We start from the raw sequence: 21,677 nt of genomic DNA on the forward strand, positions 1-21,677 counted from the left end.
CGACCAACCGGCCGCCGCGCCGACGGGAGACCCCGGGGGCCCCGTGCCGCAGGGGAGGGGGGCGCGCCCCGGCGCGGGCGGCGACCCCGCGGACGCCGGGCCGCTGGCACAGGTGTGCGCGGCGTTCCTGGACCACCTCAGCGCCGAGCGCGCACTGGCCGCGAACACCCTGCTGGCGTACCGCCGCGACCTGCGAAGGTACTCCGAGTACCTGGCCTCCGCCGGGGTCGCCTCCCCGGAGGGCGTCGGACCCGCCCACGTGGGCGGGTTCCTGCGTGCGCTGCGGGAGGGCGGGGAGGGGCGTCCGCCGCTCGGCGCGGCGTCGGCCGGGCGGGCCCTGGCCGCGGTGCGCGGTCTGCACCGGTTCGCCGTGCGCGAGGGGTGGGCCGGGAGCGACCCCGCGGCGGATGTGTCCCCGCCGACCCCGCCGATGCGGCTTCCCAAGGCGGTGCCGCTGGACACGGTGGAGCGCATCCTGGCCGCGGCGGGCCCGGCCGACGGAGCCCCGGCCCCGCCCGCCGGGGACCGCTCCGCGCTGCTCGCCCTGCGCGACCGCGCCCTGCTGGAGGTCCTGTACGGGACGGGCGCGCGCATCTCCGAGGCGGTCGGGCTGGACGTGGACGACGTCGCCGACGCGGTCGGCGGGGACGAGGCGGTCGGCCTGGTGCGGTTCCGCGGCAAGGGCGGCAGGGAGCGCGTGGTCCCCCTGGGCTCCTACGCCCGGCGGGCGCTGTCCGCGTACCTGGTGCGGGCCCGCCCCTCCCTGGCCTCCTCGGGTCGGGGCGGGCCGGCCCTGTTCCTCAACGCCCGCGGGGGGAGGCTGACCCGTCAGGGCGGCTGGGGGGTGCTGGCGGCCGTCGCGGAGCGCGCCGGGGCCGGGGGTGTCTCACCGCACACCCTGCGGCACTCCTTCGCCACGCACCTGCTCGACGGGGGCGCCGATATCCGCGTCGTACAGGAGTTACTGGGGCACAGTTCGGTCACCACCACGCAGATCTACACACTTGTGACGGTGGAGCGTTTGCGTGAGGTGTATGCCTCGAGTCATCCGCGTGCACGGCGCTGACGTGGCGCTATGTCGACGAAAAGGCCTGTCCGGCGGGCGAAGTGGAACAACGGGCCTGCCCGGCCCGATTTCCCCCGGAGGCGAAGGCGTGGGATTCTACCCATGCGTTTCGTTGAAGTGCGCCGTGTCGGCGATCTAGAGTCGCCGCACAGAGGTACGTTGCTGTCGACATATTGAGTTTCCGACGGCCGCCGGGCGCAGGGGGTGTGGCACCTTCGGGCCCGGTCGGCCCGTAGGGGAGGTCAAGGGTTGTGAACTGGGCGGAGGACGACGTGGCTGCGCATACCGCACCCGTCGGCGAGAGGGAACTCGCCGACCCGGTGACCAACCCCTGGGGGACGACACGCAACACGGGGGCCGACCTGCACAGCAAGAGACCGGAACGCAAGTATCCGGAGCCAGAGCCGCTGGACGAACACGGCCCGGCACGGATTGTAGCACTCTGTAACCAAAAGGGCGGGGTCGGAAAGACCACCACCACCATCAACCTCGGTGCGGCCATCGCCGAGTACGGCAGACGGGTCCTGCTGGTCGACTTCGACCCGCAGGGGGCCCTGTCGGTCGGACTGGGCCGGCTCGACCCGCGCGAGCTGGACCTGACCGTCTACAACCTGCTCATGCAGCGGGACGTGACGGTCGAGGACGTCCTGCTCAAGACGGACGTCGACGGACTGGACCTGATCCCGAGCAACATCGACCTGTCGGCGGCCGAGGTGCAGCTGGTGGGCGAGGTGGCGCGCGAGCAGATGCTCGGCCGCGCGCTGCGCCCGGTGATCAACGACTACGACGTCGTGCTGATCGACTGCCAGCCCTCGCTGGGGCTGCTCACCGTCAACGCCCTCACCGCGGCGGACGGCGTCATCGTGCCGCTGGAGTGCGAGTTCTTCGCGCTGCGCGGTGTGGCGCTGCTCATGGACACGATCCAGAAGGTCCAGGAGCGGCTCAACGAGGACCTCGTCATCGACGGGTTCCTGGGCACCATGTACGACCCGCGCACGCTCCACGCGCGCGAGGTGCTGTCCACGATCATCGACGGGTTCGGCGACAAGGTCTACGGCACGGTCATCAACCGCACCGTGCGCTTCCCGGACGCCACCGTGGCGGGCGAGCCCATCACCAGGTTCGACTCGACCTCGGCCGGGGCCAACGCCTATCGGGACCTGGCCAAGGAGGTGCTGGCGAGGTGGCCTCTCAGCGGTCACGGCGCGTGACCCTACCCGGGGCGGACGAGCTGTTCTTCCGCCCCAGCGGCACCGAGGAGGTGCCGGAAGAGACCGAACGCCAGCACACGGCACCGGAGCAGGGCAGAAGGAACGAGACGCCGCGTCGCACGTCGGGGGGCACGTCCGGCACCAAGGTGCTCGGAGCTCCCAAGCCGAGCGGGCGGCAGCGCCACGACGAGAAGATCACCGTCTACATCTCCGGGCCCGAGCTGCTGGCCCTGGAGCAGACCCGGCTCTCGCTGAGGGCGGAGCACGGACTGTCGGCCGACAGGGGCCGCCTGGTCCGTGAGGCCGTCGCGGTGCTGTTGGCCGACTTCGAGGAGAACGGCCAGGCCAGCATGCTGGTACGCCGTCTGACCGAGGGCTGAGCGGCGGCCGGGACGCGTACCGGTACCGGAGGGGGTGCCGGTTCGACGACGGAAAGGGTGCGGGTGTCACCGGTGGGGTCCGGCCGGTGACACCCTTGTTCGCATGAGTGAGACGACGTGGGGTCGCGGCCATGGCGGCTGAGCGGAGCCCGGTGGACACCTCCGAGGTGGACGAGAACGCCTTCCAGGTGCACCTGGAGAACTTCGAGGGGCCCTTCGACCTGCTCCTGGGGCTGATCTCCAAGCACAAGCTGGACATCACCGAGGTGTCCCTGTCGAAGGTCACCGACGAGTTCATCGCGCACATCCGCACGTTCGGCGACGACTGGGACCTGGACCAGGCCAGCAACTTCCTGCTGGTCGCGGCGACGCTCCTGGACCTGAAGGCGGCCCGCCTGCTGCCGCGCGGCGACGTCGAGGACGAGGCCGACCTGGCCCTGCTGGAGGCCCGCGACCTGCTGTTCGCCCGGCTGCTCCAGTACCGGGCGTACAAGGAGGTCGCCTCGTTCATGCGCGACCGGCTGGCCTCCCAGGGGCGCCGCTACGCGCGCGCCGTCCCCCTGGAGGAGCAGTTCGCGGCGCTCAGGCCCGAGGTGATCTTCCGGCTGGGCCCGCAGGAGTTCGCGGCACTGGCGGGACTGGTGTTCACGCCCCGGGAAGCGCCGAGCGTGCCCGTCACCCACATCCACCAGACCAAGACCTCCGTCAAGGAGCAGGGCGAGCTGATGGTCGCCGAACTGCGCGAGCACGGTCGGCTGACGTTCGCCGAGCTCACGGCGGCCTGCACCGGTACCTTCGAGGTCATCGCCCGGTTCCTGGCCCTGCTGGAGCTGTACCGGGCGTCCAGTGTGGGCTTCGACCAGCCCGAGCCCCTGGGAGAGCTGCTGGTCACCTGGACCGGTGGTGAGGGCGAGGTCGAGCTGGAGAGCGAGTACGACGGGACGGACGCGGTGGAACCGGGGGAGGAGCGGAAGTGACCTGCGAGGACACGATCGGGGTGGGCGGGGCCGAGGCCCCGCCCACCCTGCGGCGCGACCTGGAGGCCGTGCTCATGGTGGTCGACCAGCCCGTGTCGGAGTACGAACTGGCGAAGGCGTTGGACGTCCCCGTCACGGTCGTCTCCGCGGCACTGGAGGACCTCTCCCGGGAATACACCGAGCAGGGGCGGGGTTTCGACCTGAGGGCGGTGGCCGACGGGTGGCGTGTGTACACGCGCCCCGAATGCGCCGACGTCGTCGAGCACTTCCTCCGGGAGGGGCAGGAGGTGCGGCTCACACAGGCCGCACTGGAGACGATGGCGGTGGTGGCCTACCGGCAGCCGGTCTCCCGTGGCAGGGTCTCCGCAGTACGCGGTGTCAACTGTGACGGAGTTATGCGTACCCTCGTACTGAGGGGCCTGATCGAAGAGGCCGGACACGACGCAGAGTCCGGTGCGCAGCTGTATCGGACCACCTCCTATTTCCTGGAACGGTTGGGCCTGCGAGGCCTCGACGAGCTGCCTGATCTGGCGCCGTTCCTCCCCGACGACATCGAAGGTCTAGACGACACCGGTGAGCACACCTAATGAAAGTTCCCGCGGTGCGCGGGACGACGCCCCGCGCGGTGAGCGCGGCGACTACGACAACCGCGGTGGCCACGGCCGCCGCGACGACCGCCCCCGAGGCGGTCAGCGTGACGAGCGCGGCCCGCGGGGCCGCGACGACCGGCGCCCCCACGGCGACCGCGACAGCCGCTCCGGCGGCGACCGCGGTGGCTACCGGGGCCGTGAGGACCGCGGAGGCGACCGGGGCCGCGGCGAGGGCCGTTCCTTCGGTGGCGACCGCGACAGCCGCTCCGGCGGCCACCGCGGCGGCCGCGACGACAACCGCGCCGGCGGCTACCAGGGCGACCGCGGTGGTTACCGCGGCGGCCAGGGTTCGGGGGACCGCCGCTCCTTCGGCGGGGACCGCGACAGCCGCGGCGGCGACCGGGGCGGTTTCCGCGGCGGGCGCGAGGACCGCGCCGGCCAGGGTTCGGGCGAGCGCCGCTCCTTCGGCGGCGGCCGCGACGACCGCGACCGCGGCCGCGGCGGCTACCAGGGCGACCGCGGCGGCTACCGCGGCGGGCGCGAGGACAGCCGTTCCGGTGGCGACCGCGGCGGCTACCGGGGCCGTGACGACCGCGCTGAGGGCCGTTCCTTCGGCGGGGACCGCGACAGCCGTGGCGGCTTCCGGGGGGACCGGGACAGCCGTCCCGCCGGTCAGGGTTCGGGCGAGCGCCGTGAGTTCCGCGGCGGCCGTGACGACCGCAGCCGCGGCGGCGACCGGGGCGGTTTCCGCGGTGGTCGCGAGGACCGCGACAACCGGGGTTCGGGCGAGCGCCGTGAGTTCCGCGGCGGCCGTGACGACAGCCGGCCCGGCGGACACCAGGGCGACAGGGGCGGTTACCGCGGCGGTCGCGACGACCGCGCCGGCCAGGGTGCGGGGGACCGCCGCTCCTTCGGCGGCGACCGCGACAACCGATCCGGCGGCGACCGCGGTGGCTACCGCGGTCGTGACGACCAGCGCGGCGGCGGGCGCTTCGAGCGCGGCGGCCGCGGCCCCGGCGGCGGTCGCGACGACCGCGGCGGCCAGGGTGCGGGCGGGCGCCGCTCGTTCGGTGGCGACCGCGACAGCCGTGGAGGCTTCCGGGGGGACCGGGACAGCCGTCCGGCCGGTCAGGGTTCGGGCGAGCGCCGTGAGTTCCGCGGCGGCCGTGACGACAGCCGCTCCGGCGGTTACCAGGGCGACCGAGGCGGCTACCGGGGCGGACGGGACGACCGGGGGCGCGGCGAGAGCCGTTCCCACGGGGACCGTGCGAGCCGGGCCCGCGACGAGCGCCGCGCCCAGGGCGGGCGCGAGGGCACGCCGGGCGGCCCCAAGAGCGAGAGCCAGCTGTCGAAGGCGGCGCGCGAGCGCCTCAACGCCCTGCGGGCCGACTTCGACCCCAAGGACGAGGACCGCGCCGAGGAGGGCCGCGACACCTACACCGACGTCGAGGGCGGCATCCGGCTCCAGAAGGCGCTCGCCGCGGCCGGCGTCGCCAGCAGGCGCGCGAGCGAGGAGATGATCGCCGCCGGACGCGTCAGCGTGGACGGGCAGGTCGTGCGCAGGTTCGGAGCCCGGGTCAACCCCGAGGCCTCCGAGATCCGCGTGGACGGCATGCGCGTCGTGACCGCCCCGGACAAGCTGTACTTCGCGCTCAACAAGCCGCGCGGCGTCGTCAGCACCATGTGGGACCCGGAGGGCCGCCCCACCCTGGCCGACTACACCGGTCAGACCGAGGAGCGGATCTTCCACGTCGGCCGGCTGGACACCGAGACCGAGGGTCTCATCCTGCTGACCAACGACGGCGAGCTCGCCAACCGGCTCACCCACCCGCGCTACAAGGTCGTCAAGACCTACATCGCGATGGTGCCGGGCCCGGTCCCGCACCGCGTCGTGCGCGAGGTGCAGAAGGGCATCGAGCTGGAGGACGGCCCGGTCCAGGTCGACTCCTTCCGCGTGGTCGAGAACGAGCCCCCCAAGGCGCTCGTCGAGATCCGGCTGCACGAGGGCCGCAAGCACATCGTGCGGCGCCTCATGGAGGCCGTCGGCCACCCGGTCGCCGACCTCGCGCGCACCCAGGTCGGTCCGATCGATCTCAACACCCTCAAGCTGGGCACGATGCGGGCCCTGACCTCTCGCGAGGTCAGTGAGCTCTACTCCGCGGCCGGTCTGTAGGGGCGGCTGTAGATACAGTTGACGGCGGTCGTCGGCCCGGGTCTCCCGGGCGGCGGCCGCCGCTCCCGCTTCCGGGGGCGGCACGCGAACGACGAGTACGACGACAAGGCGGGATCGAACGTGGCGGTACGGGCCATCCGGGGTGCGGTGCAGGTGGACGCGGACGAACGCGATCAGGTGCTGGAGGCCACGGTCGAACTGGTCTCCGAGGTGATGCGGCGCAACGCCCTGCGGACCGACGACGTGATCAGCGTCCTGTTCACCGCGACCCCCGACCTGACGAGCGAGTTCCCGGCGCTCGCGGCGCGCAAGATCGGCTTCACCGACGTCCCGCTCATGTGCGCGGCCGAGATCGCCGTCCCGCACGCCCTGCCCCGCGTGGTGCGTCTGATGGCGCACGTGGAGACGGACCGCCCGCGCGCCGAGTTGCAGCACGTGTACCTGCGCGGCGCCCAGGCGCTGCGGTTGGACATCGCGCAGTAGGGTGCGGAACGGCTCCCCCGGCAGGTCGTAGGCTTGGGGGACCAGCACACATCGGAGGCGGGGGAGCAGTGGGCGACACCAGCGGCACGGTCGGGGACGGGGGGCGCCGGGACGTGGTGCGCCGGGTCACGGTGATCGGGGCGGGGCTGATCGGCACGTCGATAGCCCTGGCGCTGCGCGCCCGCGACGTCGACGTCGTCCTGACGGACCCGGACCCCGCGTCGCTGCGCCTGGCGTGCGACCTGGGCGCCGGCAGGCCCCTGGACGAGACCGCCGACCCGTCGGCGGCCCCCGCCGACGTGGCGGTCGTCGCCGCCCCGCCCGCCGTCGTCCCGCAGGTGCTGCGCCGCGCCCAGGACCGCGGGCTCGCCCACGTGTACACGGACGTGGCGAGCGTGAAGGCGAGCGTGCTCGCCGAGGCCGAGCGGCTGGGCTGCGACATGGCCACGTTCGTTCCCGGGCACCCGATGGGCGGCCGGGAGAAGCAGGGGCCCGGTGCCGCCCGCGCCGACCTGTTCCTGGGCCGTTCGTGGGCGCTGTGCCCCACGGGCAAGGCCGGTCCGGAGACCGTCGCGGCGGTGGCGGAGCTCGCCCGCCTGTGCGGGGCCGATCCGCTGGTGCTGGACGCCGGGGCGCACGACCGCGCCGTGGCGCTGGTCTCGCACGCCCCGCACGTGGCCTCGTCGGCGGTGGCCGCGCGCCTGGTGGCGGGCGACACCGCAGCCCTCTCCCTGGCGGGACAGGGCGTGCGGGACGTCACCCGGGTGGCGGGCGGCGACCCCGCCATGTGGACGGAGATCCTCACGCACAACGCGGCCCCGGTCTCCGAGGTGCTGTACGCGGTGGCCGCCGACCTCGTCGCGACCGCGGACGCCCTGCGCGAGGTGGCGGGGGAGGCGGACGGCGCGGCCGGGGACACGGCCTCCCGTGCCGGGTCGGCCTCCGGCGCGTCGGGGGCGAGCCGGCCGGCCCCGGCGGAGGCCCTCGCCCCGGTGCGCGACCTCCTGGAGCGGGGCAGGTCGGGACACGGCCGCATCCCCGGCAAGCACGGCACGGTGCGGCTGCCCGAGTACACGGTGATGCCCGTGGTCATCCCCGACGAGCCGGGCACGCTGGGACGTCTGTTCGCCGCCGCGGCGGACGCGGGGGTCAACATCGAGGACGTGCGCATCGAGCACACCCCGGGCCTGCCGCTGGGCGTGGCGCAGCTGTACGTGCTGCCCGAGGCGGTGGACGCGTTCGCGCGATCGCTCGCGGCCGACGGGTGGTCGGTCCACCCGGGCGTCTGAGACCCCTCCCGGGACAGGAGCGTCCTTCCCGGGGTGCGGGGCCGCCGGGCCTGGTTCCGGCCCGGCCCGCCCGCGAGGGCGCCCCCGGTCCCGGGCGGCGCCGGTCGGCCGGGGCCGTACGAACCCGCCGATTCCAGTCGAGAGCAGGCCGCTGCCACGGGTACGCTTGGGCGTCGGCACAAGTGAACGTCACCAGGAGTCAACGGCAGTGAGCGCGCAGGACAGCACCGAGGGCATCGTCATCGCGATCGACGGTCCCTCCGGGTCGGGCAAGTCGAGCACGTCCAGGGGCGTGGCCAAGGCGCGGGACCTGCGGTACCTCGACACCGGCGCGATGTACCGCGCGCTGACCTGGTGGATGCTCGACAACGGCGTGGACGTCGAGGACGCCGCGGCGGTGGCCGCCGCCGTCGAGCGCCCCGTCATCACCATGGGCACCGACCCCAATGCGCCCTCGGTCTCCGTCGACGGCCGCGACGTGGCCGCCGAGATCCGGAGCAAGGAGGTCACGGGCAGCGTCAGCGCGGTCTCCGCCGTACCCGAGGCCCGTGAGCTGCTGGTGCGCACGCAGCGCGAGGTCATCGCGGCAGCCCGTGCCGCCGGTGCGGGTATCGTGGTCGAGGGCCGTGACATCACGACCGTGGTCGCTCCCGACGCCCCGGTCAAGCTGTTCCTGACCGCGAGCCCGGAGGCCCGCGCCCAGCGGCGCAGCAGGGAGGTCCGGACCAGCGACGTCGCCGCCACCCAGGCCGACCTGGCCCGGCGCGACAAGCTGGACTCCAGCCGGACCCACTCGCCCCTGACGCAGACCGCCGACGCCACCGAGCTCGACACCACCGGGCTGACCCTGGACGAGGTGGTCGCCCTCGTCGTCAAGCTGGCCGACGAGGCCGGCGCCCGCTAGCGGGGCGGACGGGCCGATCCGGGGCCGCGGGGCGGACCCGCGGCACGGTGGGACCGGTCACGAACACCCCTTCGGGGGAACACACGGACATCCGCGGGGGTTCCTCCCCCGTGGCAGTACGCGGACGCCGTCGGCGTCCGCGCGGACACGCCTGCCCCGGAATCTCCGGGACAGGTCGACCATTCGCATCCTCGCGGCACGCATCCTGGGCGCGCGGGGACCTAGAACCGGGAGCAGTACATGAGTGACTTCGACATCTCCGACGTCGGCCATGAGGGGCTGGACGGCGCCGAACCCGCGACCCTCCCCGTGGTGGCCGTGGTGGGACGCCCCAACGTGGGCAAGTCCAGCCTGGTCAACCGCATCATCGGCCGCCGCGAGGCCGTGGTCGAGGATGTGCCGGGTGTGACCCGTGACCGGGTGGCCTACGACGCCGAGTGGCAGAACACCAAGTTCACGCTCGTCGACACCGGCGGCTGGGAGACCAGCGTCAGCGGGCTGGCCGCCATGGTGGCGCGCCAGGCCGAGTACGCCGCGCAGACCGCCGACGTCATCCTGTTCGTGGTGGACGCCACCGTGGGCGTCACCGACGCCGACGCGGCCGTCACCCGGGTCCTGCGCGCCACGAAGCGTCCCGTGATCCTGGCCGCCAACAAGGTCGACGGCAACATGCAGGAGGCCGACGCGCTCGCCCTGTGGCAGCTGGGCGTCGACCAGCCCTACCCGATCAGCGCCCTGCACGGGCGCGGCACCGGCGACCTGCTGGACGCCGTCGTGGAGGCCTTCCCTGAGCAGCTCGTCGGCGACACCGAGGACGAGGGCGAGGACGGCCCTCCCCGCATCGCCCTGCTCGGACGCCCCAACGTGGGCAAGTCGAGCCTGCTCAACCGCCTCGCCGGTGAGGACCGGGTGGTCGTGGACTCCGTGGCGGGCACGACCCGCGACGCGGTCGACGAGCTGATCGACCTCGGCGGCAAGACCTGGAAGTTCATCGACACCGCCGGCATCCGCCGCCGGTTCCGGGCGCTGCAGGGCGCCGACTACTACGCGACCATGCGCACGGGCACCGCCCTGGAGCGCGCCGAGATCGCCGTGGTCCTGATGGACGTCAGCGAGCCGCTGGCCGAGCAGGACATCCGGGTCGTGGAGCAGGTCGTGGAGGCCGGGCGCGGCCTGGTCCTGGCGTTCAACAAGTGGGACATCCTCGACGAGGATCGCCGGAACTACCTGGAGAAGGAGATCGACCGCCAGCTGGCGCGCGTCTCCTGGGCGCCGCGCGTCAACGTCTCGGCGAAGACCGGCCGCCACATGGAGCGGCTCGTCCCGGCGATCGAGACCAGCCTGGCGGGGTGGAACCAGCGCATCTCGACCGGTCAGCTGAACAACTGGCTCAAGGACCTCGTGGCCGCGACCCCGCCGCCGGTGCGCGGCGGCAAGCAGCCCAAGATCCTGTTCGCGACGCAGGCGGGTTCGCGCCCGCCGCACTTCGTCCTCTTCACCACCGGGTTCCTGGAGGACAACTACCGCCGCTTCATCGAGCGGCGCCTGCGGGAGGACTTCGGGTTCGACGGCTCCCCGGTGCACATCAGCATGCGCATCCGTGAGAAGAAGGGCGCGACGCCGGGCCGTGCCTCCAAGGGCAGCGTGCGTCCGGACCGCAAGCACCGGCGCCGCTGAGCGGTGTCGCGCGGCCCGTCCCGGGCCCGCGACAGCCGGGGCGTCCGCACGCACAGGGGGAGCCTCTCCGACGGAGAGGCTCCCCCTCGTCGTGTGCCGGGGTGTCCCCGGGCACGCTGCCGGGCCGGGCACGGTCAGGAGTCGGAGGGCAGCCTGCGCACGTTGCTCGGCGGGACGAACTTCCCCGACTCCCCGCTCGGCCTCGGGTAGGGCAGGCGGGTGCCGTCCCGCGCGGTGCGGGGCGCGGACTCCATGGCGGGCGCGCCCGGGAGCGGCCGGTTCGCGCTCTCGTCCATGTGCCACACCACCACGAGTCCCACCACGCCCGCGATCATCAGCAGCCAGGCCGGGGAGTAGAGGTTCCCGGTGGACTGCACGAGCGTCTCCGCGATCAGCGGCGTGGTGCCGCCGAACAGCGCCACCGACACGTTGAAGCTGATCGCCAGGGCGCCGTAGCGCACCTTGGTGGGGAAGAACGCGGGCAGGGTGGAGGGGGCCGCTCCGGAGAAGTGCACCAGGGTCACCGCCAGGAGGACCATGCCCAGGGCGACGGCCCACACGCCGGCCTGTTGCAGCAGCCAGAACGCGGGCAGGGCCAGCACGATCGAGAGGAGGCTCCCGGAGGCGAGGACGGGCCTGCGCCCCACCCGGTCGCTGAGGCGCCCGAACTGGGTGACCCCGACCAGCATCAGCACCATGGCGGCCAGGGTCATGACCAGTGCGAGCGAGGCGCTGTAGCCGAGCTCGGCCTCCAGGTAGGTGGGCATGTACGCGGTCACCATGTAGTTGTTGACGTTGAAGACCATCACGAGTCCGATGCACAGGAGGATGGTCCGCCACTGGCCGACGACCGTCTCCCGGAGCTGGCCCTTGCGGTGCCCGCCCTCGGCGTTCTTGGCGAAACCTTCGGTGTTCTGGTTGAAGACCGGGGTCTCCTCCAGCTTGAGCCGCAGGTAGAGGCCGATGCCGCCCAGCGGGAGGGCGAGCAGGAACGGGATGCGCCAGCCCCAGGCGAGCATGCCCTCCGGCCCCAGCACCAGGGTCATCAGGGTGACGATGCCGGCGCCGCCGACGTAGCCGCTGACCGTGCCGAACTCCAGCCAGGAGGCCAGGAACCCGCGGCGCCGGTCGGGCGCGTACTCGGCGATGAAGGTGGTGGCGCCGCCGTACTCGCCGCCGGTGGAGAAGCCCTGGAGCATGCGGGCGACCAGCAGCAGGACCGGCGCGGCGATGCCGATCGTGGCGGCCGACGGGATGAGCCCGATGGAGAAGGTGCTCACGGCCATGAGCAGCATGGTGAAGGCGAGGACCTGCTTGCGGCCGATGCGGTCGCCCAGGGGGCCGAAGAACAGGCCGCCCAGGGGGCGGACCAGGAAGGCGGCGGCGAACGTGGTGAAGGTGGCGATGAGCTGCACGCCCTGGGACTGCGAGGGGTAGAACACCAGCCCGATGGTGACGGCCAGGTAGCTGTAGACGCCGAAGTCGTACCATTCGGTCGCGTTGCCGATCGCGGCGGCGGTGACGGCCTTCCGGGTCGTCCTGTGGTCCGTCTCCAGGGCCTTTCGGCCCTGAGGCTGTGACTCGCTCACGTCTCCCCCTCGGTGAGTCCACCCAAGTGTCACCCAAAGCACCAGGTTAATCACTTTTTGTGATTAACCCGTGCGGTTCGGCCGTGTCGCCGCCGGGGTAGCGTGGCAGCGCGGGGGAGAGCGGAGAGAGGGAGCCCATGCGCAAGGTACTGGTCAGCGCCTGTCTGATGGGGCGCAGGGTGCGCTACGACGGGCGTTCCAAGGCGATCGGGGACGACCGGGTCGCGCGCTGGCGGGAGGAGGGGCGGCTCGTGGTGCACTGCCCCGAGATCGCCGGCGGGCTGCCCGTGCCCCGCCCGCCCGCGGAGATCGAGCCCGGAGCGACGGCGGCCGACGTGCTCGCCGGACGGGCGCGCATCCTCACCCCCGAGGGCGCGGACGTGACCGAGCACTTCGTGCGGGGCGCCCGCGCGGCCCTCGCCACCGCCCGGGAGCACGGGGTGGAGGTGGCGGTCCTCAAGGAGTCCAGCCCGTCCTGCGGATCCCGCGAGGTGTACGACGGGACCTTCGGCGGACGCAAGCTGGCGGGCGCGGGGGTGACGGCCCAGCTGCTGAGGGACCACGGCGTCGCGGTCTTCAACGAGGACGAGGTCGCCGAGGCGGCCGGGTACCTGGACGCCGCCGAACGCGCCTGAGGGCCGGGGACGCGGTCCGGCGGGGCGGTCCTCATGTGCGCCAGGCTCCCAGGCACCGCGCCATGAGCCGGAAGGGGACGGCCTGCCCCCTGGTCTGGTCGACGGTGCCGACCAGATGCAGGTCCAGTTCGGGGCAGTGGAAGAGCCACGTCCCGGTGGCCCCCGAGTGGCCCACGAGGGTGACGGGACGGCCCACCGGGGACGCGAGCCGTCCCACGGTGAAGAACATGGTGCCCAGGCCGTACCGGAGGACGGGAATGTTGCGCAGCCGGTTGCGCCGCTCGGTGAGCGCGGCCAGCGAGCGGGCCTCCCCGAGGAGTTCGCCGCCGAGCAGCGCCCTCTGGAAGGCGAGAAGGTCCGCGGTGGTGCTGAACAGGTCGTTGGAGGAGGCGATCAGCGAGTCCAGCCGGACGGAGCGCCGTCCCGTGTGGAGGGGCGAGGGCTCGGCGGTCGCCGGGTCCGGCGGTCGGTGCCCCGGTAGCCAGGTGTGGGCCAGGCCGAGCGGGGCGAGGACGCGTTCGGTCAGCAGGACGGCGAACGGCCGGCCGGTCACCGTCTCCACGATGCGGATGAGCAGCTGGAACCCGGTGTCGGAGTAGCGGGCCTTCTGCCGGGGCGCGTCGAGGTCCTGCGGCGCGAAGTGGGGGCGCTGCAGTTCGCGTGTGGTCCGTACCGTGTCCTCGAACGTCCAGGCCAGGTCCCGGCCCCGGCCGAGGTGCTCGTACAGGCTCGGGCCGCCTCGGCGCCTCTCGAAGTGGTCGGGCAGCCCCGACGTGTGGCTCGCCAGGTGGCGGACCGTGATCGCGGACGTGTGGTCCGTGCCCCGGAGGACGTGGAGCCCGGTGAGCACCTCCGGGGGCAGGTACCGGCCGATCGGCGCGGCCAGGTCGAGTTCGCCGCGCTCGTGCGCCTGGAGCACCAGGGTGACGATGAAGCGCTTGGTGACGCTCGCGACGAAGAAGGGGGTGTCGGGGCGCGGCGGCCGGTCGTCGGCGGGCCCTGAGGCGGCGGACCAGCGCAGCCCGCCGTCGCCGCTCGCGAGGGCGAGGTTGGCGTGGTGGATGCCGGGCCGCGCGACGAGGTTCTCCAGCAGGCGCGTCAGGCGGTCGTCGACGCCGGGGGGCACCCGGTTGTCCTGGGCGCGGGTGGTGGCGGGCGGTGGTGTCACGCGGGCTCCTGGTGTGCGGGGGGCGGCCCGTCGCCGTGCCTTCGGCGTCCGGGTCCGGGGACCGACGGTCTCTATATGACTATTAGACATGTCTATGAGAGTCAACGGGTCTACACTCGTCCCATGGCCCACGTGATCCTCGGACTGCTCCTGATCGCCCCGCAGAGCTTCTACGACCTCATCAAGGGGTTCGAGGCCGGCGTCGCGCTCTTCTACAGCGCCAGTTCCGGCAGTATCAGGCGTGCGCTCGACTCCCTGCTCGCCCGGGGGGCCATCGAGGTCGCCAGCGTCGAGCCCGGGGGCCGGGGCCGCAAGGTGTACCGCGTGACCGGCGCGGGCCGCGAGGAGTTCCGCGCCTGGATGACGGGGGATCCGACCGGATCCGACCTGGAGACCGCGGCGCTGTCCAGGCTCTTCTTCCTCGGACTGCTGGAGCCGGACGAACGCGCGCCGGTCCTGCGCCGCATCACGGCGCGCATCGAGAACGACCTCGCCGCCCTCTCCGACCTCGACAGGGGCCTCGACGCGACGGACGTCGCGGAGGAGCACCGCGACATCGTCGCCCACCAGCGCGCGGCACTCGACTACGGCATCGCCTCGCAGCGGTTCATGCTCGACTGGTTCCGCGCCCGCGCCGACCGGCAGGAGCGGTCGGACCGCTGAGGCCGACGCGGTCCCGGCCGGGGGCGCGTGCGCGACCGGCCGGCGGGGCGTCCGCGCGGACAGGGCCGCGAGGACGCCCCGGGAGGCCGGGCTAGGGCGTGTTCCGCGGACACTCGCCCTGCTGCGCGTCGCCCCGGCACGCCCCTCGCGGCGTTCTCATCTGTCGACAGGACCCCACCCCGACTCCTTCTTCGGCCTTGCGATGAACGCACCGGATGCGCCGCTCGCGACGGACAGCATCCACGGAACACGCCCTAGGGCCGGACGACCTCGTACCGGGCGCAGGCGAAGTCCCCGGCGCGGTGGACCTCCACGACCCTGAGGTCGACCCGGCCGGCCAGGAGCGGAGCCCCCGACCCCAGGGTGACGGGCGCGATGGACACGACCACCTCGTCGAGCAGCCCGAGTTCCGCGAACCGCCCGGCGATCCCGCCCCCGCCGACCACCCACACGTCGCGTCCGCCGGCGGCCCCGACCATCTCCGCGTGCAGGTCCCGCAGCTCCTGGTCGCTGTCGGCGCTCGCGAAGCGCAGGTCGCCCTCGACGCGGGGCAGGTCGCGGTGGGTGAGCACCCAGGAGGGGATGGCGTAGGGCCAGGCCTCGTCCCCCTCGTGGCGCAGGATCCACTCGTAGGTGTGGGCGCCCGAGACCAGCGCCCCCACGTTCTTCATGAAGTCGGCGTGCTCGTTGTTCGCCTCCCCCGGGTCCGCGGCGAACAGCCACTCCAGGGAGTGGTCGTCGGTGGCGATGAACCCGTCGAGGCTGGTTGCGGTGTTGTAGATCGTCCTGGTCATGTTCTTCCTCCGTGGTGCCGCCGTCCGGGGCGGCGGCCGTCGTGCCGGTCCCTGCGCCCCGGCGGTGCGCGCTCCGGGCCTACCGGTCGTGGTGGCGGCCCTGGAGCCACTCGATGGGGTCGCCGTGGTCCACCTCCACGCCCGCGGAGCGCAGCATCTGCCGGACGAGCTGCCTGCGGTGCGCGGAGAAGGTGAGGACGTGGGCGACGACGCTGCCGATGACGAAGCTCTCCGGCGGGTCGCACAGGGCGTCCACCAGGCGGTCGCCCCAGGCGCCGCGGCGGCCGATGTCGTTGACGGCCGCGATCCACCGCGCCGCCGCGTCCTCGTGCCGTTCGAGGAGCGCCGCGGGATCGTCCGCCCCCTGTTCGGGCTGGTCGGCGGCCTCGATCGAGGCGAGCCACACCTCCTTCGCCCGCACCAGGCGTTCGAGGACGGCCGCGATCGACTCCTCGGGGCCGTCCCACGCCAGGACGGTGCTCCCGGGGGCGCGCACCTCCCGGTAGACCTCCTCGGGGAGCGACGCGGCGAGGCGGAGCAGGTGGGCGGTGTCGTCGACGTCGTGGTGGATCTGGAGGGCGAGGACGTCCATGCCGGTGTCCTTCTTCGGGTTCTCCTCGATCCACAGGTGGATCGGCGGGTGGAAGTGGATGCCGTTCGGCGAGGGCAGCCACGTGGCGCTCCCCGGTGTGGTGGCCCCGGGAGGATGCCCGTACGCGCGCCCGAAGGCGCGGATGAAGCCCTCGACGGACCGGTAGCCCGCGGCGAACGCGGCGTCGGTCACGGTGCTCCCCTGGCCGATCTGCCAGGCCGCGCGCTCCAGGAGGACCCTGCGGCGGAGGGCGACCGGGGCCTCCCCGGTGTCGCGGGTCATGCGGCGTGTGAAGTGGAACGGGGAGGCGAACGCGTGCTCCGCCATGTCGGTGAGGCGGGGGTTCTCCTCGTCCAGGACGGCGTCGAGCAGTTCCCGGAGACGGTCCCGTCCGGAGGTGGACTCGGTCATGTGACCAGTATGTTCCGGGCGTCGCCGGGTTCGCCTGACCGAACTTGCCCTCCCTGGCGCGCGGCGGCGGGTCCGGCCGCGCGGGGCGAATCGTGGTGCGGACGTCCCGGCGGATGCGGTAGAGTCTTCTCCGTCGGCGGGGCCGGAGACGGTGCCCGCCCAGCGGCCGGGACGTAGCGCAGTTTGGTAGCGCACTTGACTGGGGGTCAAGGGGTCGTGGGTTCAAATCCCGCCGTCCCGACAGAGGAATAGCAGGTCAGAGAAGGGTCCACCATCAGGTGGGCCCTTCTCTGCGTTCCCGGTGGGGTCGGGGCGGGGGTGGACCGGGGTGATGCGGATCGTCGGCCCGCGTCGTGGGGGCGGCGGACGCTCGTGGCTCCCGAGTTCCTCCCGGTGGACGGTGGGAGACGGTCGTCTCCCACCGCCGTGGCGTCCTGGTCGGACCAGGGGCCGCCACGGCGGTGGGAACCGCCTCCTCCTACTGTCCGAGCACCGGGTGCCCGCTGGCGATCGAGATGCGGTTGAACGCGTTGATGAGGGTGGCCGTCCACTCCACCGCGGAGATCTGGGCGGTGGTCAGATGGGCCGCCGCACGAGCGTTGAGGGCCTGTCGGTCGATCGTCGGATCGATCACCGTCAAGGACTCCGCCAGCTCCAGCGCGGCCCTCTGCTCATCGGTGAACGCCGCGACCTCGCGCCAGGCCGGCAGCACGTCCAGAGTGCCCTGCGCCACTCCTGCCTTGCGTGCCTTGGCGGAGTGGATGCCCAGGCAGGTCGGACATCCGTTGATCTGGGACACCCGGATGTTGATCAGTTCGAGGGTGTCGTCGCCCAGACCGGCCTCTCGTGCCGCGGACCGGGAGGCCGCGGCCGCCTTGACCATCGCCCCGTAGACCTCGGGGTGCTCCTTGTCGATGTAGGGGCGCTCCGCGTTCATGCGTCACCCCTGTCCTTGACCGTCTCCTCGACCAGGGCGAGGTCGGCCGGCCTCGGTCGGCGGACCCGTCCGCCCCGGGCCGTGTACTCGTCACCGTGCTTGCGCAGGTGCTTGGCGAAGAGCGGGCACACGGGGACGACGGTGAGGTTCCTGCGGATGCTGTCGGCCAGTGCCTCACCGACCAGCAGCCCGGCCAGGCCCCGGCCGCCGAACTCCGGTGCGACCTCGGTGTGGAAGAAGACGCGCTCGCCGGGTACCCCGGGCGGGTCGACGAAGTCCGCGCGTCCGGCGAGGGTGCCGTCGTCCAGACGCACGGTGTAGGCGCTGACGGCGCGTGTCTCGTCCAGCGCGACGTGTACGACGGCGCCGGTCCTGTCGGTCTGTGGCTCGCTCATGGCGGACCTCTCTGGTGGGGATGGTGTTCGGGTCGGTCGGTGGCGGACACGGCGGCGCCCCGGTCCGGGCGGGGCGGGCACCGGTCGGGCGGCCCGTCCGCGGGCCGGGCGTGGGGCGGCGGGCTCCTGCCGCCCGGAGCGGGAACCTGCCGCGCGAGTCCGTCGTCGCGCCTCAGCCCGCCGCCGTCGCGGAGGCCTCCTCGGCGTCGCGAGCGGCGAGCAGTGAGGCGTGCGTGGGCGCCCCGGGCACGTGTTCCGGCCGGTTCTTGGCAAACTCCTCCCTCAGGACCGGTACGACCTCCTCGCCGAGGATGTCGAGCTGCTCCAGCACGGTCTTCAGGGGGACCCCGACGCCGTCGACGTTGAACAGCTGGCGCTGGTAGTCGCCGAAGCTCTCGCGGAAGGTGAGGGTCTTGTCGATGACCTGCTGAGGGCTGCCGACGGTCAGCGGGGTCTCGTCCATGTACTGCTCCAGTGACGGTCCGCCCCCCATCTGGGGGGAGCGGTCGAAGTAGGGACGGAACTCCCGTACGGCGTCCTGGGATCTGGGCCGCATGAAGACGTGGCCGCCGACGCCGACGACGGCCTGTTCGGGGGTGCCGTGGCCGTAGTGGGCGTAGCGCCTGCGGTACAGGCCGATCAGCTTCTGGAAGTGCTTCCTGGGCCAGAAGATGTTGTTGGCGAAGAAGCCGTCTCCGTAGTAGGCCGCCTGTTCGGCTATCTCCGGCGAGCGGATGGAGCCGTGCCAGACGAAGGGGGGAACGCCGTCGAGCGGGCGGGGCGTGGAGGTGAAGGACTGCAGCGGGGTGCGGAAGCGGCCTTCCCAGTCGACGACGTCCTCGCGCCAGAGCTTGTGCAGGAGGGCGTAGTTCTCGATGGCGAGGTCGATGCCCTGGCGGATGTCCTTGCCGAACCACGGGTAGACGGGGCCGGTGTTGCCGCGGCCCAGCATCAGGTCCACGCGTCCGTCGGCCAGGTGCTGGAGCATGGCGTAGTCCTCCGCGATCTTCACCGGGTCGTTGGTGGTGATCAGGGTGGTGGCCGTGGACAGGACGATCCGCTCGGTGCGCGCCGCGATCCAGCCGAGCATGGTGGTCGGGGACGAGGGCACGAACGGCGGATTGTGGTGCTCGCCGGTCGCGAACACGTCCATCCCGACCTCCTCGGCCTTCTGCGCGATGGTGACCATCGCCTTGATCCGCTCGTGCTCGGTCGGTGTCCGGCCGGTGGCGGGGTCCTGTGTCACGTCACCGACGGTGAAGATCCCGAACTGCATCGCATCCATCTCCGTGTGGTCGCTGTGTCGACTGCCTTGGTGGACGCGGTGCCGTGTGTGCGCTCCGCTGCGGCATCGTCGTCATTTGGTTGATAGGTCAACTATGCTACTCGAAATTAAGTTGATCAATCAACAAAATACGCGTTCGCTGCCGGACGATCCCGGCTCGGTGCGAGCCCGGTACTGCCCTGGCGGCATCGACGACCGCGGAGGCGGTGCGGGGCGGCGCGGCCGGGTAGGGGCAGTCACTCCCCGCCGTGGACCGCCGCCGGGCGCTTCGGGAGCGAGGAACGGCTCTCCGCGGGCGCGGGGCCGGGCTCTCGGGGGCTCCGTACCGCCCGCTCAGTCCGGCTGTTTCTCCATGTGGTCCGAGACGCGCTGGGAGAGCCGGGCGAACGTGCTGAGCTGGTTCGGGGTCAGGGCGTCGACGAACAGACGGCGCACGTGCTCGACGTGCAGGGGCGCGGCGTCTTCGATCGCCTTGTAGCCGGCCGGCGTGGCGACGACGAATGCTCCGCGGGCGTCGTCGGGGCATTCCTCCCTGGCCACGAGCCCACGCTTGGCCATCCGCCTGACCTGGTGGGACATTCGGCTCTTCTCCCAGTTCACGCGGTTGGCCAGCTCCAGGAGGCGCATCCTCCCCTCACTCGTCCCGGTGAGGCTGACGAGCACGATGTAGTCGGAGGCGGACATCCCGGAATCGGCCTGGAGGAGGCGGGACAGCCGCCCGATGAGCGTCTCCTGCATGCGGATGAAGCTGTCCCAAGCGGCCTTCTCCTCCGCCTCCAGCCAGCGTGGCGTCTCGTTCATGGGCGCAGTGTAACGAAGAAGTTGACATCTCATCCACTTGAGCTGGAACGACGGAGGTGCGGCCCTCTGCGGGGCGGTGCGCGACGCGCCCCGGCCGCTGCGGTTCGGGTACCGCTCCGGCTCCGGGGTCGGGGGTCCGCGGCGGTCCTGCCGCCGGTCGACGGCGCACCCTGTTCGCCGTCTCCTGGTGGATGGCAGGTGCCGCCCCTCCTCCGGGGGCGGCACCGCGCAGCGATGCGTGTGGCCGTTCTCCGTTCCGCCCGAGCACCGGACCTCCGGGAACGTGGGCGAGGCCTGTCGGCGGGGTCCGGCGGTCCGGCCGAGAGCCGTCGTCAGTCCCGGGAGGCAGGGGTTCCGTGCCACCGGAGGGGGTCGTCCTCCAGTGCGGGGCGGTCCCAGCGTCCGAGGTCCGCGGCGGCCTCGTAGGTGGTGCGGAGGAACTCGGCGACCGCGCGGTCGGGGTCGGGCGCGGCGCGGGCGACCTCGTACGGCAGCAGGAACTGCTGGAACTCGGTGCTGAAGTACGCGCCTTCGGGGCCGACCGGCTGATCGGCGAACCCCTCGGGTCCGGGGTAGGCGTAGGAGTAGAAGGCGCCTTCCTCGCCGCCGCCGGGCCAGAACCCGCAGCTGGACAGCTCCCGGGAGTAGCCCTCGACCATGACCCAGTCCCCGCAGTTGGGCGCTCCGCCCGGGTGGGGCGGGGCCGACCGCCCCGAGAAGCGGGTGCAGGCGAGGTCCATCGCTCCCCAGAAGAAGTGCACCGGGCTGACCTTGCCGACGAAGTGCGACCGGAACTCGCCGATCACCCGGTTCGCCTGCAGCAGCTGACGCCAGAACAGGGTGGCCGCCTCGCCGTCGTAGGAGGCGTGCTCGTGGTCCTCGGCGAAGGGGATCGCCGGCTCGACCTCGTTGGGGCGCGGCCGGATCGGCGCCTCGATCCCGAGCCGGTCGAGCATGTCCAGGACCCGGGCGTAGAACTCGGCGACCGGCATCGGCCGCAGTGGGAGGCTCTGCGAGCCGCCGTCGCTGCTGCGGACCTCGAGCCGGTGGCCGACGAAGTCGAACTCGATCTCGAAGGCCCCCGTGCGGTACGGGATGGCCGAGGTCGTCAACCCGCGCGGGCTGACGTAGAGGGTCACCTGCCACCAGTGGTTGATCAGCGGAGCGTGGGCCATGCGGATCTTGCCCACGATCTGGGTCCACATGTGCAGGGTGTCGCGTGTGGGGGTCCAGTCCGAGACCCGCAGGCTCGGCCAGTTCGTCTTCGACGGGCTGGTCATCGGTTCTCGCTTCCTTCGCCGTGCCGCCGGAGGGCGGAGGCGGTCGTGATCGTGTTCTGCGGACGGGCGCCCCGACCCCTCGTCTTCTCCGGAGCGGGGCGGGCCGTGGTTCTGTCGGTCCCCGCCACACCCCCACGACGGCCGACGGCGTCCGCATGAGCGGTGCCTCGCGTCCCCCGGGGGGCGCGAGGCACCCGATGGTAGTTGATGCATCATCGGAACGATAGGTGATTGATCAACTTGCTGGACGGGGATCTGCGCCCGGGGGATTCTGGTTCCCATGTGGTTGACACGTCATCCAATGCTGCTAATTTAGGTGACGCATCACCTAGTTGGCGGGGGTGTGCGGTCACCGACGCGAAGGGCTGTCCCCATGC

The 21,677-nt window shown here is 72.6% G+C and carries 21 protein-coding genes and 1 tRNA gene; 13 read left to right on the forward strand and 9 right to left on the reverse strand.

Going from position 1 to position 21,677, the window contains the following annotated elements; genetic code table 11:
* Window positions 1-43: 43 nt before the first annotated feature.
* The 10 genes from ACWGL3_RS05300 to der all read left to right on the forward strand — a co-directional run bounded on the left by ACWGL3_RS05300 (window position 44) and on the right by der (window position 10,750).
* Window positions 44-1,066: a site-specific tyrosine recombinase XerD gene (locus tag ACWGL3_RS05300; protein WP_267945733.1), complete on the forward strand. Its 1,023-nt coding sequence runs from the start codon at window positions 44-46 to the stop codon at window positions 1,064-1,066.
* 251 nt (window positions 1,067-1,317) lie between these two features.
* Window positions 1,318-2,277 carry a ParA family protein gene (locus tag ACWGL3_RS05305; protein WP_267945732.1) on the forward strand — a complete coding sequence of 320 codons (960 nt, stop codon included), beginning with the start codon at window positions 1,318-1,320 and terminating at the stop codon, window positions 2,275-2,277.
* Window positions 2,274-2,657 (forward strand): hypothetical protein, encoded by a 384-nt coding sequence (locus ACWGL3_RS05310; protein WP_267945731.1) that lies wholly within the window; start codon window positions 2,274-2,276, stop codon window positions 2,655-2,657. Before ACWGL3_RS05305 ends, ACWGL3_RS05310 begins: the two co-directional genes overlap by 4 nt.
* 131 nt (window positions 2,658-2,788) lie before the next feature.
* Entirely contained in the window at window positions 2,789-3,634 is an 846-nt protein-coding gene (locus tag ACWGL3_RS05315; protein ID WP_267945730.1) for a segregation and condensation protein A, read from the forward strand.
* Window positions 3,631-4,221 carry an SMC-Scp complex subunit ScpB gene (scpB, locus tag ACWGL3_RS05320; RefSeq protein WP_267945729.1) on the forward strand — a complete coding sequence of 197 codons (591 nt, stop codon included), beginning with the start codon at window positions 3,631-3,633 and terminating at the stop codon, window positions 4,219-4,221. The genes ACWGL3_RS05315 and scpB overlap by 4 nt, the downstream gene beginning before the upstream one ends.
* Complete coding sequence (locus ACWGL3_RS05325) at window positions 4,208-6,397, forward strand: pseudouridine synthase (protein ID WP_267945728.1); 2,190 nt, start codon at window positions 4,208-4,210, stop codon at window positions 6,395-6,397. The genes scpB and ACWGL3_RS05325 overlap by 14 nt, the downstream gene beginning before the upstream one ends.
* Before the next feature lie 120 nt (window positions 6,398-6,517).
* Window positions 6,518-6,880: a chorismate mutase gene (gene aroH, locus ACWGL3_RS05330; protein ID WP_267950445.1), complete on the forward strand. Its 363-nt coding sequence runs from the start codon at window positions 6,518-6,520 to the stop codon at window positions 6,878-6,880.
* Window positions 6,881-6,948: 68 nt separating this feature from the next.
* On the forward strand, window positions 6,949-8,169 hold the full coding sequence (locus ACWGL3_RS05335) for a prephenate dehydrogenase (protein WP_267945727.1): 1,221 nt from the start codon (window positions 6,949-6,951) through the stop codon (window positions 8,167-8,169).
* Window positions 8,170-8,377: 208 nt separating this feature from the next.
* On the forward strand, window positions 8,378-9,073 hold the full coding sequence (gene cmk / locus ACWGL3_RS05340; RefSeq protein ID WP_267945726.1) for a (d)CMP kinase: 696 nt from the start codon (window positions 8,378-8,380) through the stop codon (window positions 9,071-9,073).
* Window positions 9,074-9,313: 240 nt separating this feature from the next.
* Window positions 9,314-10,750 carry a ribosome biogenesis GTPase Der gene (gene der, locus ACWGL3_RS05345; RefSeq protein WP_267945725.1) on the forward strand — a complete coding sequence of 479 codons (1,437 nt, stop codon included), beginning with the start codon at window positions 9,314-9,316 and terminating at the stop codon, window positions 10,748-10,750.
* Between the two features lie 134 nt (window positions 10,751-10,884).
* Here the strand turns inward: der and ACWGL3_RS05350 are convergent, their stop codons facing one another.
* On the reverse strand, window positions 10,885-12,339 hold the full coding sequence (locus ACWGL3_RS05350; RefSeq protein WP_267945724.1) for an MFS transporter: 1,455 nt from the start codon (window positions 12,337-12,339) through the stop codon (window positions 10,885-10,887).
* A 137-nt stretch (window positions 12,340-12,476) separates the two neighbouring features.
* Here ACWGL3_RS05350 and ACWGL3_RS05355 point away from each other — a divergent pair, with 137 nt between their 5' ends.
* On the forward strand, window positions 12,477-12,974 hold the full coding sequence (locus ACWGL3_RS05355; RefSeq protein ID WP_267945723.1) for a DUF523 domain-containing protein: 498 nt from the start codon (window positions 12,477-12,479) through the stop codon (window positions 12,972-12,974).
* Between the two features lie 31 nt (window positions 12,975-13,005).
* Here ACWGL3_RS05355 and ACWGL3_RS05360 read toward each other — a convergent pair whose 3' ends face one another.
* Entirely contained in the window at window positions 13,006-14,142 is a 1,137-nt protein-coding gene (locus tag ACWGL3_RS05360; protein ID WP_452460925.1) for a serine hydrolase domain-containing protein, read from the reverse strand.
* A 123-nt stretch (window positions 14,143-14,265) separates the two neighbouring features.
* On the opposite strand from ACWGL3_RS05360, the gene ACWGL3_RS05365 reads away from it, so the two are divergent.
* Window positions 14,266-14,805, forward strand: a complete 540-nt coding sequence (locus tag ACWGL3_RS05365) for a PadR family transcriptional regulator (protein WP_267945721.1) — start codon at window positions 14,266-14,268, stop codon at window positions 14,803-14,805.
* A 254-nt stretch (window positions 14,806-15,059) separates the two neighbouring features.
* Here the strand turns inward: ACWGL3_RS05365 and ACWGL3_RS05370 are convergent, their stop codons facing one another.
* Together ACWGL3_RS05370 and ACWGL3_RS05375 are read right to left on the reverse strand one after the other, a co-directional pair.
* A complete protein-coding gene (locus tag ACWGL3_RS05370) occupies window positions 15,060-15,599 on the reverse strand; it encodes a dihydrofolate reductase family protein (RefSeq protein ID WP_267945720.1) in 540 nt (179 codons plus the stop codon).
* A gap of 79 nt (window positions 15,600-15,678) precedes the next feature.
* On the reverse strand, window positions 15,679-16,602 hold the full coding sequence (locus tag ACWGL3_RS05375) for a helix-turn-helix domain-containing protein (RefSeq protein ID WP_452460926.1): 924 nt from the start codon (window positions 16,600-16,602) through the stop codon (window positions 15,679-15,681).
* A gap of 167 nt (window positions 16,603-16,769) precedes the next feature.
* Here ACWGL3_RS05375 and ACWGL3_RS05380 point away from each other — a divergent pair.
* Window positions 16,770-16,843: transfer RNA gene (locus ACWGL3_RS05380), tRNA-Pro, on the forward strand.
* 237 nt (window positions 16,844-17,080) lie between these two features.
* On the opposite strand, the gene ACWGL3_RS05385 is transcribed toward ACWGL3_RS05380, so the two are convergent.
* From ACWGL3_RS05385 to ACWGL3_RS05405, 5 genes are all read right to left on the reverse strand, one after another.
* Window positions 17,081-17,539: a carboxymuconolactone decarboxylase family protein gene (locus tag ACWGL3_RS05385; protein WP_452460927.1), complete on the reverse strand. Its 459-nt coding sequence runs from the start codon at window positions 17,537-17,539 to the stop codon at window positions 17,081-17,083.
* Window positions 17,536-17,934, reverse strand: a complete 399-nt coding sequence (locus ACWGL3_RS05390; protein WP_452460928.1) for a GNAT family N-acetyltransferase — start codon at window positions 17,932-17,934, stop codon at window positions 17,536-17,538. The genes ACWGL3_RS05385 and ACWGL3_RS05390 overlap by 4 nt, the downstream gene beginning before the upstream one ends.
* A gap of 172 nt (window positions 17,935-18,106) precedes the next feature.
* Entirely contained in the window at window positions 18,107-19,210 is a 1,104-nt protein-coding gene (locus ACWGL3_RS05395; protein WP_452460929.1) for an LLM class flavin-dependent oxidoreductase, read from the reverse strand.
* A gap of 342 nt (window positions 19,211-19,552) precedes the next feature.
* Entirely contained in the window at window positions 19,553-20,020 is a 468-nt protein-coding gene (locus ACWGL3_RS05400) for a MarR family winged helix-turn-helix transcriptional regulator (protein WP_267945716.1), read from the reverse strand.
* A gap of 332 nt (window positions 20,021-20,352) precedes the next feature.
* A complete protein-coding gene (locus ACWGL3_RS05405; RefSeq protein WP_267945715.1) occupies window positions 20,353-21,300 on the reverse strand; it encodes a DUF5996 family protein in 948 nt (315 codons plus the stop codon).
* Window positions 21,301-21,677 lie beyond the last annotated feature (377 nt).

Source organism: Nocardiopsis sp. NPDC055824 (assembly GCF_053616335.1).

Bases quoted from the DNA above. Each gene is read 5' to 3' on its own strand.
- ACWGL3_RS05405 (WP_267945715.1), bottom strand. From the start codon at position 21,300: ATGACCAGCCCGTCGAAGACGAACTGGCCGAGCCTGCGGGTCTCGGAC.
- der (WP_267945725.1), top strand. From the start codon at position 9,314: ATGAGTGACTTCGACATCTCCGACGTCGGCCATGAGGGGCTGGACGGC.
- ACWGL3_RS05390 (WP_452460928.1), bottom strand. From the start codon at position 17,934: ATGAGCGAGCCACAGACCGACAGGACCGGCGCCGTCGTACACGTCGCG.
- ACWGL3_RS05385 (WP_452460927.1), bottom strand. From the start codon at position 17,539: ATGAACGCGGAGCGCCCCTACATCGACAAGGAGCACCCCGAGGTCTAC.
- ACWGL3_RS05315 (WP_267945730.1), top strand. From the start codon at position 2,789: ATGGCGGCTGAGCGGAGCCCGGTGGACACCTCCGAGGTGGACGAGAAC.
- ACWGL3_RS05370 (WP_267945720.1), bottom strand. From the start codon at position 15,599: ATGACCAGGACGATCTACAACACCGCAACCAGCCTCGACGGGTTCATC.
- ACWGL3_RS05395 (WP_452460929.1), bottom strand. From the start codon at position 19,210: ATGCAGTTCGGGATCTTCACCGTCGGTGACGTGACACAGGACCCCGCC.
- ACWGL3_RS05400 (WP_267945716.1), bottom strand. From the start codon at position 20,020: ATGAACGAGACGCCACGCTGGCTGGAGGCGGAGGAGAAGGCCGCTTGG.
- ACWGL3_RS05355 (WP_267945723.1), top strand. From the start codon at position 12,477: ATGCGCAAGGTACTGGTCAGCGCCTGTCTGATGGGGCGCAGGGTGCGC.
- ACWGL3_RS05365 (WP_267945721.1), top strand. From the start codon at position 14,266: ATGGCCCACGTGATCCTCGGACTGCTCCTGATCGCCCCGCAGAGCTTC.
- ACWGL3_RS05375 (WP_452460926.1), bottom strand. From the start codon at position 16,602: ATGACCGAGTCCACCTCCGGACGGGACCGTCTCCGGGAACTGCTCGAC.